Origin of the sequence: Primorskyibacter flagellatus, from assembly GCF_014638275.1 — a bacterium.
GTDB lineage: Bacteria > Pseudomonadota > Alphaproteobacteria > Rhodobacterales > Rhodobacteraceae > Pseudooceanicola > Pseudooceanicola flagellatus_A.
Genome location: NZ_BMFJ01000001.1, coordinates 1,439,938 through 1,455,103, shown reverse-complemented (window position 1 = coordinate 1,455,103; position 15,166 = coordinate 1,439,938). Strand labels below are relative to the sequence as shown.

The 15,166-nt window shown below is 67.3% G+C and carries 13 protein-coding genes; 12 read left to right on the top strand and 1 reads right to left on the bottom strand.

The genetic code is table 11. The features are described 5' to 3' along the window. Positions 1-5: 5 nt before the first annotated feature. From rseP to lpxB, 8 genes are all read left to right on the top strand, one after another. Positions 6-1,346 carry an RIP metalloprotease RseP gene (rseP, locus tag IEV87_RS07195; RefSeq protein WP_188476971.1) on the top strand — a complete coding sequence of 447 codons (1,341 nt, stop codon included), beginning with the start codon at positions 6-8 and terminating at the stop codon, positions 1,344-1,346. 135 nt (positions 1,347-1,481) lie between these two features. After that, positions 1,482-1,613, top strand: coding sequence for a hypothetical protein (locus tag IEV87_RS22970; RefSeq protein ID WP_269902641.1), 132 nt, complete (start codon positions 1,482-1,484; stop codon positions 1,611-1,613). A gap of 200 nt (positions 1,614-1,813) precedes the next feature. Continuing rightward, positions 1,814-4,177 carry an outer membrane protein assembly factor BamA gene (gene bamA, locus IEV87_RS07190; RefSeq protein ID WP_188476970.1) on the top strand — a complete coding sequence of 788 codons (2,364 nt, stop codon included), beginning with the start codon at positions 1,814-1,816 and terminating at the stop codon, positions 4,175-4,177. A 7-nt stretch (positions 4,178-4,184) separates the two neighbouring features. Continuing rightward, entirely contained in the window at positions 4,185-4,892 is a 708-nt protein-coding gene (locus IEV87_RS07185) for an OmpH family outer membrane protein (RefSeq protein WP_188476969.1), read from the top strand. A gap of 84 nt (positions 4,893-4,976) precedes the next feature. After that, a complete protein-coding gene (gene fabZ, locus IEV87_RS07180; RefSeq protein WP_188476968.1) occupies positions 4,977-5,441 on the top strand; it encodes a 3-hydroxyacyl-ACP dehydratase FabZ in 465 nt (154 codons plus the stop codon). Between the two features lie 3 nt (positions 5,442-5,444). Continuing rightward, a complete protein-coding gene (gene lpxA / locus IEV87_RS07175) occupies positions 5,445-6,248 on the top strand; it encodes an acyl-ACP--UDP-N-acetylglucosamine O-acyltransferase (RefSeq protein WP_188476967.1) in 804 nt (267 codons plus the stop codon). A gap of 1 nt (position 6,249) precedes the next feature. Continuing rightward, on the top strand, positions 6,250-7,050 hold the full coding sequence (locus tag IEV87_RS07170) for an LpxI family protein (protein WP_188476966.1): 801 nt from the start codon (positions 6,250-6,252) through the stop codon (positions 7,048-7,050). Then, entirely contained in the window at positions 7,050-8,186 is a 1,137-nt protein-coding gene (gene lpxB / locus IEV87_RS07165; RefSeq protein WP_188476965.1) for a lipid-A-disaccharide synthase, read from the top strand. Before IEV87_RS07170 ends, lpxB begins: the two co-directional genes overlap by 1 nt. A 125-nt stretch (positions 8,187-8,311) precedes the next feature. On the opposite strand, the gene mnmA is transcribed toward lpxB, so the two are convergent. Beyond that, on the bottom strand, positions 8,312-9,457 hold the full coding sequence (gene mnmA / locus IEV87_RS07160; protein WP_188476964.1) for a tRNA 2-thiouridine(34) synthase MnmA: 1,146 nt from the start codon (positions 9,455-9,457) through the stop codon (positions 8,312-8,314). A gap of 134 nt (positions 9,458-9,591) precedes the next feature. On the opposite strand from mnmA, the gene sciP reads away from it, so the two are divergent. The 4 genes from sciP (at position 9,592) to recG (ending at position 15,150) form a co-directional block, all read left to right on the top strand. After that, entirely contained in the window at positions 9,592-9,870 is a 279-nt protein-coding gene (sciP, locus tag IEV87_RS07155) for a CtrA inhibitor SciP (protein WP_188476963.1), read from the top strand. 121 nt (positions 9,871-9,991) lie between these two features. Then, positions 9,992-10,708 (top strand): response regulator transcription factor CtrA, encoded by a 717-nt coding sequence (gene ctrA, locus IEV87_RS07150; RefSeq protein WP_188476962.1) that lies wholly within the window; start codon positions 9,992-9,994, stop codon positions 10,706-10,708. A 109-nt stretch (positions 10,709-10,817) separates the two neighbouring features. Continuing rightward, a complete protein-coding gene (gene ligA, locus IEV87_RS07145) occupies positions 10,818-13,067 on the top strand; it encodes an NAD-dependent DNA ligase LigA (RefSeq protein WP_188476961.1) in 2,250 nt (749 codons plus the stop codon). A 1-nt stretch (position 13,068) separates the two neighbouring features. Beyond that, positions 13,069-15,150: an ATP-dependent DNA helicase RecG gene (recG, locus tag IEV87_RS07140; RefSeq protein ID WP_188476960.1), complete on the top strand. Its 2,082-nt coding sequence runs from the start codon at positions 13,069-13,071 to the stop codon at positions 15,148-15,150. Positions 15,151-15,166: the final 16 nt, after the last annotated feature.

The window sequence follows — 15,166 nt, the reverse complement described above, 5'->3', positions numbered from 1 at the left end:
AGCATATGGATTTCCTTCCCCAGTTCGGCAGCATCTTCATGACCCTCGTGGCCTTTGTGGTGGCGCTGTCGATCATCGTGGCGATCCATGAATACGGGCATTACATCATCGGCCGCCTCTCCGGCATCCGGGCAGAGGTCTTCTCGCTCGGCTTCGGCCCCGTCCTTTTCGCCCGCACCGACCGGCACGGCACCCGCTGGCAACTGGCGGCGCTGCCCTTCGGCGGCTACGTCAAGTTCCTCGGCGACAGCGATGCGGCCTCGGGCAAGGACGGCGCGGCGATCTCCACCCTGTCGGACGCGGACCGGCGCATGACCATGCATGGCGCACCGCTCTGGGCACGGACGGCGACGGTTGCGGCGGGGCCTGTCTTCAACTTCATCCTGTCGGTACTGGTCTTCGGGACGCTGTTCTTCGTGCAGGGTGACGTCGCCCGCCCGCTGGCGGTGGCCGAGATGCGCCCGCTCCCCGCCGCTTACGCCACGCTCGAACCCGGCGACCGCCTGCTCGCCATCGGCGGCATCGACCTGCCCGAGGATACCGGGCCCTCCTTCACCGGGCTGGAAGCGGAGCTCCCCCGCGAAGCGACGGTTGAGTACCGCGTCCTGCGCGACGGCGCCGAGCTCACCGTGCCCGGCCCCTATCCCTATCCGCCGCTGATTACCCAGCTTGCCCCGAACTCCGCCGCCTATGACATCGGTCTCAAGGTCGGCGACGTGATCGAGACGGTCGACGGCACCCCCATCACCGCCTTCGCGGAGCTGAAGGAGATCGTGGAGGCCTCGGACGGCCGCGTGCTGGCGCTGAAAGTCTGGCGCGAGGGGCTGGCGGACCCGCTGGACTTCGCCCTGGCCCCCCGCCGTGTCGACGAACCCAACCCGGAGGGCGGATTCCGCACCGAATGGCGCATCGGCATCGCCGGCGGCATGGCTTTCGAACCGGCGACCGAACGCATGGGCGCGCTGCCGGCCCTGCGGGATGGCGTGGCGCAGACCTGGCGGATCGCGGAAAGCTCCGTCTCCGGGCTCTGGCACATGATTACCGGGGCGATCTCCACCTGCAACATGACCGGCCCGATCGGCATCGCCCAGACCTCCGGCGCCATGGCGAGCCAAGGGGCGGTCAGCTTCATCTGGTTCGTCGCCGCGCTCTCCACCGCCGTCGGGCTGCTGAACCTGTTTCCGATCCCGGTGCTTGACGGCGGCCACCTTGTTTTCTTCGCTTACGAGGCCGTCGCGGGCCGTCCGCCCTCCGACGGGGCGCTGCGTGTGCTCATGGGGGCGGGGCTGACGCTGATCCTCGGCGTGATGCTCTTTGCGCTGCGGAACGACGTCTTCTGCCCCTGACACTGTAAGGCGGATTTTCCGCTCCGCCGCGAAATGGCCACAATTGACGTCGGAATTCCGCCCCAATTCGCCGCCAGTTTCGGATCAGACCGCGGGGCGAACCGCGACACAGAACCGACCAAGTGGGTAGAACAGATGCAAATGATTCAGCAGGGTTACACGGGCATGTCGCTTCTCGTCGACATCAACCGGGACCGTCTTTTCACCATCGGAACCGTCCTCCTGGCGCTGGCCGCCGGAAGCTGGATCGGCTCTCTCCTACACTGACAGTTTCCCCCAGGGCCGTGGCAGCGGCCCGACCTCGGGATCGGTTTCCGGCAGGCAGTCGGGTCCGGTCCGCCAAACTTGGCGGTGCGCTTTCCACACGGATCGCGCACCTTTTTCTTTTTGCCGTCACTTGATTTTGACAAGCCCCCGGCGACGGGTTACTCACGATGCAATAGGGGACATCGGACCGGGTCTGAGCAATGAAGAAAACAACGCCGTACGGGGCACGCACCTCGTCGCGACGGGGCCGAGCAAACAGGACCGTCATCGCCGCACTGCTGGCCGGGACGACCATCGTCACCGCGCCGGACATGACGCAGGCACAAAGCTACCGTTTCAATTCCGTGCAGGTCGACGGCAACGCCCGAATCGAAACCGGCACCGTGCTGAGCTACGCGGGAATCGCCCGTGGTGAGGCCGTCTCGGCGGCGCAGCTGAACGACGCCTACCAGCGCCTCGTCGCCTCCGGCCTCTTCGAAAGCGTCGAGGTCACGCCGCGCGGCGGTACGCTGGTCATCGCGGTCACGGAATATCCGACGGTCAACCGCATCCGGTTCGAGGGCAACCGCAAGCTCAAGGACGAGGATCTGGCCGAGATCATCCAGTCCAAGCCGCGGCTCGTCTTCTCCCCGACCCGCGCCCAGTCCGACGCCGAGGCGATCGCGGAGACCTATTCGCAGCAGGGTCGTATCTCGGCCCGCGTGACGCCCAAGATCATCCGCCAGTCCGACAACCGCGTCGACCTCGTCTACGAGGTGTTCGAGGGCCGCAACTCCGAGGTCAACCGCATCGGTTTCGTCGGTAACACCGTCTATTCCGACCGCCGCCTGCGCCGCGTGCTCGGCACCAAGCAGGCCGGTCTGTTCCGCCAGATCATCGGCCGCGACACCCTGGTCGAGGACCGGTTGCAGTTCGACGAACAGCTTCTGCGCGACTTCTACCTGTCCCGCGGCTACATCGACTTCCGCACCACCGCCGTGAACGCCGAACTGGCGCGCGAACGTGACGGCTATTTCGTCACCTTCAACGTGCAGGAAGGCCAGCAGTTCAGGTTCGGCGCGATCACCGTGGTCAGCGATTACCCGCAGGCCGACGCCGAACTCTACGAGTCGGTCATCAAGCTGCGCCCCGGCGTGGTCTATTCCCCGACGCTGGTCGAGAACGCCATCGCCCGGATGGAAAACCTCGCCATCCGCGAAGGGCTCGACTTCCTGCGCGTCGAACCGCGTGTGACCCGCAACGACCGCGACCTGACGCTGGACGTGGAATTCGTGCTGACCCGCGGGCCCCGCATCTTCGTCGAACGCATCGACGTTGAAGGCAATACCACGACGCTCGACGCCGTGATCCGCCGCCAGTTCCGCACGGTCGAAGGCGACCCCTTCAACCCGCGCCAGATCCGCGAGGCCGCAGAACGCATCCGCGCGCTCGACTTCTTCGAAAGCGCCGACGTGAACGCGCGCGAAGGCTCCACCGCCGATCAGGTGGTCGTGGACGTCGACGTGGTGGAAAAGCCCACGGGCTCGCTCGCCTTCGGGGGCACCTATTCGACCAACTCCGGCTTCGGCATCGCCGTGTCCTTCGCGGAAACCAACTTCCTCGGCCGGGGCCAGCGCCTGAACCTGACCTTCTCCGGGGCAGAGGCCAACCAGACCTACGGCATCAAGTTCACCGAACCCGCCTTCCTGGGCCGCGACGTCGCCTTCGACTTCGCGCTCGGCTACACGGAGACGGAGGCGGACAACGTCGATTACGACACGGAGGTCTTGGCCTTCTCCACCGGCCTGACCTTCCCGCTCACCGACCGGACCAAGCTGAACCTGAATTTCGGATACAAGGAATCCGAAATGAAGGCGTCGACAAACGCCACCATCGGCAGCGTCATCACCGGCGAAGTCGCGCAGGGCAAGATCGGCGCGGGTACCATCGGCTACAACTTCAGCTACGACAGCCGGGAAACCGGGCTGGACCCGAACAAGGGCGTTCTGTTCGAATTCGGCCAGGACTTCGCCGGGATCGGCGGCGATGTGCAGTACGTCCACACCAAGACCCGCGCCGTCGCCCAGACCCGCATCCTGAACGAGGAAGTGACCCTGCGCGCCTCCGTCCGTGGCGGGATGCTGAACTACACCAAGGGCTCCAGCCGCACGATGGACCGCCTCGCGATCCTCAGCGACTATGTGCGCGGCTTTGAACCCGATGGCTTCGGCCCGCGCCAGATCGGCACGACCGGGGGCGGGGCCGCCTTCGACAACGCGCTTGGCGGCAACATCTACGCGGTGGCCAGCTTCGAGGCGGAATTCCCCCTTGGCCTGCCCGAGGAATACGGCGTCTCCGGCGGTGCTTTCTACGACATCGCCAACGTCTGGGATGTGGGCGCGTCCTCGGCCGGTGCGGCCGGTGTTGTCGGCGACGACAGCGGGGCCTTCCGCCATGTCGTCGGCCTGTCGCTGTTCTGGGACACGCCGATCGGGCCGCTGCGCTTCAACTTCTCCAAGGCGCTGAAGAAGGAAAGCTTCGACCGCGAGCAGACGTTCAACGTCTCCATCCGGTCGCAGTTCTGAGGACGGCTTGCCGCGCAGCCGCTTCACCGGGGCCTCACTACTGGTGGTGACACTGGCGCTGGCCGGGACGCTGACCGCGTCACCGGCCCTCGCCCAGTCGGCTCCGCAGTCAGGTGCCCAGTCCGGCCCCCAGTCTGACTTCACCGCCGTCACCAGCCCGATCCTCACAATCGACAGCGAACGCCTCGTCACCGAAAGCGCCGCGGGACGCGCGCTGGAACAGCAGATCGCCGACCTGTCCGGCGAACTGGCGGCTGAGAACCGGCGCATCGAAGGTGAACTGACCGCCGAGGAAAAGGACCTGACGGAACGCCGCGCCACCCTCTCGACCGAGGATTTCCGCGCCGCCGCGGCCGCCTTCGACGAACGTGTCCAGACCTTCCGCACCGAACAGGACGCCAAGCTGCGCCGCCTGCAGGACCGTGCCAATGCCGCGCGCCGCGAAATCCTCAGCTCCGTCGATCCGGTCCTGATCGGCATAATGGAGGAATCCGGTGCCGTCGTGGTGCTGGAAAAGGCGACCGTTCTGGCCTCCCTCCAGTCCATCGACATCACCGCGCTGGCGATCGAACGGCTGGACGCGGCGATGGCCGCCGGTGCCCCCGTGCCCGGTATCGACACCGTGACCCCGGACCCGGCGCCGGACAGCCCCGCCGACGACACCGGGACCCCGGCCCCCGCGCAGGACCCGACACCGCCGACCGGGTCGGACTGACGCCACCGTATCTTGCCCGCCGTGACCCGGCTTGCTAGGCACGCCTCAGCCGACGGACCCGAGGCGAAAAGGAAAGGAAGGCCCATGAGCGACACCCTGAAGACAGCCGACATCGCGCTGATCCAGCGGATCATCCCGCATCGCTACCCCTTCCTGCTGGTCGATCGGGTGGAGGAGATCGACGGCTACCAGACCGCGCTCGGCATCAAGAACGTCACCATGAACGAACCGCATTTCCTGGGCCATTTCCCCGGAAAGCCGATCATGCCGGGCGTCACCATTGTCGAGGCCATGGCCCAGACCGCCGCCGTCATGGTCGGCGTCGACCTCGGCATGGAGGACCGCAACATGCTGGTCTATTTCATGGCCATCGACAGCTGCAAGTTCCGCCGCATGGTCGTCCCCGGCGACGTTCTGAGGATGCGCCTGACCACCCTGCGCGGCAAACCCGGCGGCAAGGTCTGGAAATTCTCCGGCGTGGCCGAGGTGGACGGCGAAATGGCCTGCGAGGCGGAGTTCACCGCGATGATGGACCTTCCCAAGGAGTAAGCCATGGCGATCGATCCCACGGCAGACATCCACCCCTCCGCCATCGTGGAGGAGGGCGCGCAGATCGGGGCAGGGGTGCGCATCGGCCCCTTCTGCCACATCGGCCCCAAGGTCGTGCTGAAACCGCGCGTCACCCTGATGTCCCATGTCGTCGTCCAGGGCGTGACCGAGATCGGAGAGGACACGCTGGTCCATCCCTTCGCCGTTCTCGGCGGCATCCCGCAGGACCTGAAATTCAAGGGCGAGGAGACCTCGCTCATCGTTGGCAAACGCAACCGTATCCGCGAACACGTCACCATGAACACCGGCACCGGCGGCGGCGGCGGCGTGACCCGCGTCGGCGATGACGGGCTGTTCATGGCGGGCTGCCACATCGCGCACGACTGCCAGCTCGGCGACCACGTCATCGTGGTGAACAACGCCGCGCTGGCCGGGCATTGCATCATTGAGGACGAAGTCATCATCGGCGGCCTCTCCGGCGTGCACCAGTTCGTCCGCATCGGGCGCGGCGCGATCATCGGGGCGGTGACCATGGTGACGAACGACGTGATCCCGCACGGGCTTGTTCAGGCCCCGCGCGGCGTGCTGGACGGGCTGAACCTCGTCGGCCTGAAACGGCGCGGCGTGGCGCGGTCCGACATCACCGCCCTGCGCGCCGCCTTCCAGATGCTGGCACAGGGCGAGGGCGCCTTTCAGGACCGTGCCCGCCGGCTCGGGCAGGAAACCGAAAGCGACTACGTGCGCGAGATCGTCGATTTCGTCATGGCCGACAGCGACCGCTCCTTCCTGACGCCGGGCAAGCACTGACATGTCCCGCCTCGGCATCATCGCCGGGGGCGGCGCGCTGCCCGCAGCCCTCGCCGCGGCGGACCCGGACGCGCTCTGCATCGCCTTCGCCGGGGCAGAGGTCGCCGTGCCGGAAGCCCGCATCCAACGCCACCGTATGGAACACCTCGGCGCGCTCTTCTCCGCCCTGCGCGCCGCGGGCGTGACCCGCGTCGTCCTTGCCGGCGCGATGAGCCGCCCGGCGCTCGACCCCGCCGCGCTGGACCCGGTGATGACCGCACTTGCCCCGCGCATCATGGCAGCGATGCAGGGCGGGGATGACGGCCTCCTGCGCCTTGTCATCGCGATTTTCGAGGAACAGGGCTTTGCCGTCACTGGCGCCCACGACCTCCTCCCCGACCTGACCGCGACCCCCGGCCTGCTGACCGGCCCCGAACCCTCCGACACCGCGCGCGCCGACATCGCCCGCGCCCGCGCGATCCTCGACGCGCTGTCGCCGGTCGACGTGGGGCAGGGCTGCGTGGTGGCCTCCGGGCTTTGCCTGGGGGTCGAAACGCTGCAGGGCACCGATGCGCTGCTTGGCTTCGTCGCCGCGACCCCGCGGCATCTGCGGGGCAGGGGCGGCGTGCTGGTCAAACGCCCCAAGCTGGGTCAGGACCTGCGCGTCGACATGCCCGCCATCGGCCCCGCCACGGTTCAGGCCGCCGCCCGCGCAGGCCTCGACGGCATCGCCATCGCTGCCGGGGGCGTCATGCTGCTCGACCGTCCCGCGCTGCTGGCCGCCGCTGAGGCCAACGGCCTCTTCCTTCTGGCAGAACCCTGATGCGAGTCTTCCTGATCGCCGGCGAACCCTCGGGCGACGCGCTAGGCCAGTCGCTCATGGCCGGGCTGAAGACGCTGGTGCCGGACGTGGAATTCCACGGTGTCGGCGGACCCCGCATGGCATCCGAAGGGCTGGAGAGCCGCTTTCCCATGGACGAACTCTCCGTCATGGGGATCGCCGAGGTCCTGCCGAAGTACTTTCACCTGAAACGCCGCATCCGCGAATGCGCCGAGGCCGTGCTGGCCCTGAAACCCGACATGCTGATTACCATCGACAGCCCGGACTTCTGCCTGCGCGTCGCCCGTCTGGTGAAGGCGGCCAGCACGATCCGAACCGTCCACTACGTCGCCCCGACCGTCTGGGCCTGGCGCCCGGGGCGCGCGGCAAAGATGGCCGAGGTGATCGACCACGTCCTCGCGCTCTTCCCGTTTGAACCGCCGCTGATGCAGGCCGCGGGCATGGACTGCGATTTCGTCGGCCACCCCATAGCCACCCAGCCCCGCGCGACCGAAGCCGAGGCAAGGGCCTTCCGCGAGGCCAGGGGCATCGGCGACGCCCCCCTCGCGCTGCTCCTCCCCGGCTCGCGGCGCGGAGAGGTCACCCGCATCGCGCCCGTGCTCGCCGAAACCCTGATCCGCATGGTCGAAGCCCGACCCGGCCTGCGCGCTGTCCTGCCCGCCGCCGCCCCCGTCGCGGAGCTTTTGCGCGAGATGGTGAAGGGCTGGACCATTGCCCCGATCCTGCTCGACCCGGCAGAGGGCGACGCGGTCAAGCGTGCCGCCTTCCGCGCCGCCGACGTGGCCATCGCGGCGTCCGGCACCGTCTCTCTGGAACTGGCGGCGGCGCGCACGCCCATGGTCATCACTTACCGGATGAACCCGCTGACCTACGCCATCATCCGGCGCATGGCGATCACCGACACGGTGACGCTGGTCAATCTCGTGGCCGACAGCCGCACCGTGCCCGAATTCCTCGGCCCCGACTGCCGCCCCGACCTGATCGTGCCCGCCGCGCTGAACCTGCTGAAGGACCCGCGCGCCCAGGACGCCGCCATGGCCCTGACGATGGAAAGGCTCGGCGAGGGCGGAGAGGACCCCGGCCTGCGCGCCGCAAAGGCGGTCATCGCCCGGCTCTGATGTCGGAAGCCTCCGGCGGGGATATTTGAGGCAAGATGAAAGCTCGGTCCTTTCTTCTTGCCGGAAGTATCCTCGGGGGGAGGCGCATCAGCGCCGGGGGGCAGACAGCCCCCCTCAGACGCCATTCAGTAGCCGCGCCAGATCCACCCGCCGCCCAGGATCCGTGACCCGCCCGTCTCGTAGAACACGCAGGCCTGACCCGGCGACACGCCTTCCTCCGGCGTCAGCAGTTCCACCACCGCCTCCGTCGCCGAGACCGGGCGCAGGATCGCCTCGCGCGGGGGACGGGTGGAGCGGACCTTGACCGACACGTGCCGCTCCGCCATGTCCGCGAAACCGCCGTCGCCAAGCCAGTTGATCTCGCGCACCGGCACCTGCCGGGTTGCGAGCATCTCCTTCGGGCCGACCACGACCTGCCGCGCCTCCACGTCCAGCTTCACCACGTAGAGCGGATCGGAAAGCCCGCCGATCCCCAGACCCCGGCGCTGCCCGATCGTGTAGTGGATCACCCCGTCGTGCCGCCCGAGGACCCGGCCCGAGGTATCCACGATATCGCCCGGATCCGCCGCACCGGGGCGCAGCTTCTCGATCACCGCCGCGTAGTTGCCGTTCGGCACGAAACAGATGTCCTGGCTGTCCGGCTTGTCCGCCACTGCCAGCCCGTATTTCGCCGCCAGGGCCCGCGTTTCCGCCTTCGACCCGAGATGCCCGAGAGGGAAGCGCAGGAAGGACAGCTGCTCCGGCGTCGTGGAGAACAGGAAATAGCTCTGATCGCGGTTCGCATCCGCCGCGCAATGCAGCTCCGCCCCCGCCGCGCCGAGCTTGCGCTGGATGTAATGGCCGGTCGCCATGCAGTCGGCGTCAAGCTCCCGCGCGGTCTGCAGCAGGTCCTTGAACTTCACCCTCTCGTTGCAGCGGATGCAGGGCACCGGCGTCGCTCCGGCCAGATAGCTGTCGGCGAATTCGTCGATCACCGCGTCCTTGAAGATATTTTCGTAGTCCAGCACGTAATGCGGGAACCCCATCTCCTCGGCCACCCGACGCGCATCGTGGATGTCGAGCCCGGCACAGCAGGCCCCCTTCTTGGCCAGCGCCGCCCCGTGATCGTAAAGCTGCAGCGTGACCCCGACGACGTCATAGCCCTCCTCCGCCAGCATCGCCGCCACGACAGAGCTGTCGACTCCCCCGGACATGGCCACGACGACGCGCGTCTCGGCCGGCGGCTTGGCAAAGCCGAGGGAGTTCAGTCCGGTGGTATGATCGAGTGCCATGCTGGTGTCTCCGGCGCCAAATCGGGAAGTCCGATGCAATAAGAGAAAATGCGACGGAATAACAGCCCGCGATTTCACCCCCCGTTAAGCCGCAGCGGCAAACATGGCGCCCGGACGAAAAGGGATCATCCGCGATGTATCTTAAGAAAATCTCCGGGCCAAGGGCCGTGACATTGCCCGACGGCACCGTGATGACGCGCGCCGACCTGCCCCCCGCCGACACCCGCAGATGGGTCGCGTCACGCAAGGCCGCGGTGGTGAAGGCGGTGCTCAACGGCCTTGTATCGCAGGAAGATGCGCTGGAACGCTACGCGCTGAGCGAGGAGGAATTCCAGGAATGGGTCTGGGCGGTCAGCCGCCACGGCGAACAGGCGCTCAAGGCGACGACGCTCCAGAGATTCCGCCATTCCTGAGCCGGGCCTTGCATCGGATCAACGTCAAGTTGTTGTGAATTTTTGCCTGTTGCGGTAATTGGTCATTAACCATTTGACGCGAAAGTGAAGAGGTAAACCTAGCTTAACGGAGAGATCGGTAATGCGTGTCCTGCTGGTGGAAGACGATCCGACGACGTCGAAAAGCATCGAACTGATGCTGACCCATGCCAACCTGAACGTCTACACGACGGACCTGGGGGAGGAGGGGATCGACCTGGCGAAGCTTTACGACTACGACCTCATCCTGCTCGACCTCGGCCTTCCCGACATGAACGGACACGAGGTGCTGCGCCAGCTGCGCCTCTCCCGCATCGACACGCCGATCCTGATCCTGTCGGGCGCCGACGACACGGAAAACAAGATCCGCGGCTTCGGCTTCGGCGCCGACGACTACATGACCAAACCCTTCCACCGTGAGGAACTGGTCGCGCGCATTCACGCCATCATCCGCCGCTCCAAGGGGCATTCCCAGTCGATCATCAACACCGGCAAGATCTCCGTCAATCTCGACGCCAAGACGGTCGAGGCGGGGGGCAAGTCGATCCACCTGACCGGCAAGGAATACCAAATGCTCGAACTGCTGAGCCTGCGGAAGGGCACCACGCTCACGAAAGAGATGTTCCTCAACCACCTTTACGGCGGCATGGACGAACCCGAACTCAAGATCATCGACGTCTTCATCTGCAAGCTGCGCAAGAAACTCTCCACCGCCACCGGCGGCGACAGCTATATCGAAACCGTCTGGGGCCGCGGCTACGTTCTGCGCGATCCGCAGCCCGAGGAAATGGACGACCAGCGCCTCGCCGTCGGTGCCTGAGACGGAATTCGACAAGGCGGCATCACTCACGGCTGGACCCTGACCGACGCGCCCCCTATCACTTTGCGTGGCCGCATTTCCGGCCAAACGCGGGGAAGGGGGCGCCGTCATGGCCGACAAAAGCGTCAAGGATCTGACGAAGGAGGAGGCCTCGGACGAGGTCGCTCGCCTCGGCGACCTGCTCACCCGCGCCAATACCGCCTATCATACCGAAGACGCTCCGGAAATTTCCGATGCCGACTATGACGCGGCCAAGCGGCGCCTGACCGGGATCGAGCAGCGCTTTCCCGACCTCGCCAGCCCAGACAGCCCGACCGGACAGGTCGGCGCCGCCCCGGCGGAGGGCTTCGGCAAGGTGACCCACGCGGTCCGCATGCTCTCGCTCTCCAACGCGTTCGAGGAATCCGACGTCACCGATTTCGACGCCCGCGTCCGCTCCTACCTGAACCTTCCCGCCGATGCCCCGCTCGCCTATACCGCCGAACCCAAGATCGACGGGCTCTCCCTCTCCCTTCGCTATGAAAACGGCAAACTCGTGCAGGCCGCCACGCGCGGCGACGGCGAAACCGGCGAAAACGTCACCGCCAACGCGCGCACGATCGCCGACATCCCGGAAGAACTGACCGGCGCACCCGAAATCCTCGAAGTCCGCGGCGAGGTCTACATGAGCCACGCCGATTTCGCCGCCCTCAACGCCCGCCAGGCCGAACGCGGTGGCAAGACCTTCGCCAACCCGCGCAACGCCGCCGCCGGCTCCCTCCGCCAGCTTGATGCGACGATCACCCGCGACCGTCCGCTTCGCTTCTTCGCCTACGCCTGGGGAGAGGTCAGCGACCCGCTCGCCGAAACGCAATGGTCTGCCATCGACCGCCTGAAATCGCTTGGGTTTCAGACCAATCCGCTGACGAAGCGCTGCGAAACGCCGGCCGAGATGCTCGACCACTACCGCGCCATCGAAACGCAGCGCGCCACGCTTGGCTATGACATCGACGGCGTCGTCTACAAGGTCGACGATCTGGCCCTGCAGGCGCGGCTTGGCTTCCGCTCCACCACGCCCAGATGGGCCATGGCCCACAAGTTTCCCGCGGAACTCGCCTGGACCCGGCTCGAGGCGATCGACATCCAGGTCGGCCGCACCGGCGCGCTCAGCCCCGTCGCGCGGCTGACCCCGGTGACCGTCGGCGGGGTGGTCGTGTCCAACGCGACGCTGCACAACGAGGATTACATCGCCGGTCTCGACAGCAAGGGGTCCGAGATTCGCGGCGGCAAGGACATCCGCGTCGGGGACTGGGTGCAGGTCTACCGCGCCGGCGACGTGATCCCCAAGGTCGCCGATGTGGACCTGTCGCAGCGTCCAGAGGGTACGCAGCCCTATGTCTTTCCCGACACCTGCCCCGAATGCGGGTCCGAGGCGGTGCGAGAGGAGGGCGACGCTGTCCGCCGCTGCACCGGAGGCCTGATCTGCCCTGCGCAGGCCGTTGAGAAGCTGAAGCATTTCGTCTCCCGCGCCGCTTTCGACATCGAAGGACTGGGCGCGAAACAGGTCGAGATGTTCTATGCAGACGACACGCTCCCGATCCGCGAACCGGCCGACATCTTCACCCTCGCCACCCGCGACGCGCGCGCGATCGCGAAGCTGAAGAACCGCGACGGTTTCGGTGACAAGAGCGTGGCCAAACTGTTCGCCGCGATCGAGGAGAAGCGGCGTATCCCCTTGAACCGGCTTATCTTTGCGCTCGGCATCCGCCATGTCGGAGAGGTCGCCGCCGCAGATCTCGCCCGCCACTACGGCAGCTGGATCGCCTTTCTCGATGCCGTCGACGCCGCCGCCCCCGCCGCGCACCGCCACCTGATGGCCGAAGAGGCCGTGCTCAGCGAACGCCGCGCCGCCGAACAGGAGGGACGCCGCGCGTCGATCTCCGCTGCCCGCGCCGCCATCTGGGATAACGACCCGGTCCCCGACACCGCCCGCGCGGCCTGGGACGATCTGGTCGGCATCGACGGGATCGGCGCGGCGGTTGCGGTGTCGCTGGTCACGACCTTCCAGCAGAAGGCGGAACGCGCCTCCATCGACCGCCTCGCGCAGGAGCTTGAAGTGCAGGACGTGGCGGCTCCGGCGACCTCGGACAGCCCCGTCGCGGGCAAGACCGTCGTCTTCACCGGCACGCTGGAAAAGATGACGCGGGCCGAGGCAAAGGCGCGCGCGGAATCGCTTGGCGCCAAGGTCGCCGGGTCGGTGTCCGCCAAGACGGACCTGCTGGTCGCCGGGCCGGGGGCCGGGTCCAAGGCCACCAAGGCACAGGAACTGGGCGTTGAAATCATTGACGAAGACGGCTGGCTGGCCCTGATCGGAGGCTGAGGTGGCAGGCCGGCCGGAGATCCTCTTCCCCCTGTTCGCCGATGTGCAGACCCTGCCGGGCGTCGGCCCCAAGATCGCCAAGTCGCTGTCCCAGATCGGCATTGAAACCCCGCGCGACCTGCTGTTCCTGCTGCCTCATGGCGTGGTCGACCGCCGCCGCCGCGACACGATCCGCGGCGCGCCGCTTGGCATCGTGACGGTCGGAGTAGAGACGCTTGCGCACCGCGCGCCTGCCCGTCGCGGCGGAGCCTACCGGGTCATGGTGCGCGACGCGGAGGAAGATTTCCCGATCGTCTTCTTCCACGCCCGTGGTGAATACCTGAAGAAAATCATGCCGATAGGCGAAAAGCGCGTGGTGTCGGGCAAGCTGGAGCTGTTCGACGGCATGGCGCAGATGGTGCACCCCGACCACGTTCTGCCACCCGAAGAGGCCTCGGACCTGCCGGAATTCGAACCGGTCTATCCGCTGACCCAGGGCGTGACGCAGCGGGTCATGGGCAAGGCCGCCGCCGCCGCGCTGACCCGCGCCAGTGACCTTCCCGAATGGATCGACCCCGGCCTGAAGGCGGAGAGGCACTGGCCCGGCTGGTTCGACGCGCTCGCCACGGCCCATGCGCCGGGTGAAGAAACGGACGTTCTGGATGCCGCGCGGACCCGGCTCGCCTATGACGAACTGCTGGCGCATCAGCTGACGCTTGCGCTGGCCCGGTCCCGCGCGCGGCGCGGAAAGGGGCGCGGCACCTCCGGCGACGGACGTCTGCGCGACCGCGTGCTCGCCGCGCTGCCCTACCGTCCGACCGGCGCCCAGACCCGCGCGGTGGCCGAGATCGCGAAGGACATGGCCAGGGAAACCCGCATGTCCCGCCTGTTGCAGGGAGATGTCGGCGCGGGCAAGACGCTCGTGGCCTTTCTCGCCCTGCTGATCGCGGTCGAGGCGGGCGGGCAGGGCGTGCTGATGGCGCCGACGGAAATCCTTGCGCGTCAACACCTTGAAAGCCTCACCCCCCTGGCCGAAAGCGCCGGCGTCCGGGTTGTCCTGCTGACCGGCCGTGACCGCGGGGCGGACCGCGCGGCCAAGCTGGCGGACCTTGCGGAGGGCCGCATCGACATCCTCGTCGGCACCCACGCGGTGTTCCAGGCGGACGTGGCCTTCCATGACCTGCGGCTCGCCATCGTTGACGAACAGCACCGTTTCGGCGTGCGCCAGCGGCTGGAACTGGGGCGCAAGGGGGCCTCGGCGGATGTGCTGGTCATGACCGCCACGCCGATCCCGCGCTCCCTCTCGCTGGCGCAATACGGCGATATGGACATCTCCGTGCTCGACGAAAAGCCGCCGGGGCGGAAGCCGGTGCAGACCGCGCTTGTCTCCTCCGGCCGGATGGACGAGGTGGTCGATCACCTGCGCCGCGCGGTGGCCGAGGGGCGGCGCGCCTACTGGGTCTGCCCGCTGGTCGAAGAAAGCGAAACGATCGATCTGACCGCTGCCGAGGTCCGCTTCCGCCATCTGCGCGCCGCCCTCGGGGATGAGGTCGTCACGCTGGTCCACGGCCAGATGCCCCCGGCCGACAAAGACGCCGCCATGGCCGATTTCGTCGCCGGTCGCCGTCAGGTTCTGGTCGCCACCACGGTGATCGAGGTGGGCGTGAACGTGCCCGAGGCTTCGATCATGGTGATCGAACAGGCAGAGACCTTCGGCCTTGCGCAGCTCCACCAGCTGCGCGGGCGGGTCGGACGCGGCTCCGATCAGGCGACCTGCCTGCTGATGTTCCGCGCCCCCCTTGGCGAAACGGCCGAGAGGCGGCTGACCCTGATGCGCGAGACGGAGGACGGCTTCGTCATCGCGGAGACCGACCTGCAGATGCGCGGGGCGGGGGACGTGATCGGCACCGCCCAGTCGGGGCTGCCGCGGTTCCGAATCGCCGATCTCGAACGCGACACCGTCCTTATGGCCTTGGCGCAAAGCGACGCACGCACCCTGCTGGCCAAGGATCCGGGGTTGGAAGGTCCGCGCGGAAAGGCGGCGCGGCTGCTGCTCTGGCTCATGGGCCAGGACGAGGCTATCCGGTTGATTTCGGTCGGATAACTCATTTTGTTCTCAA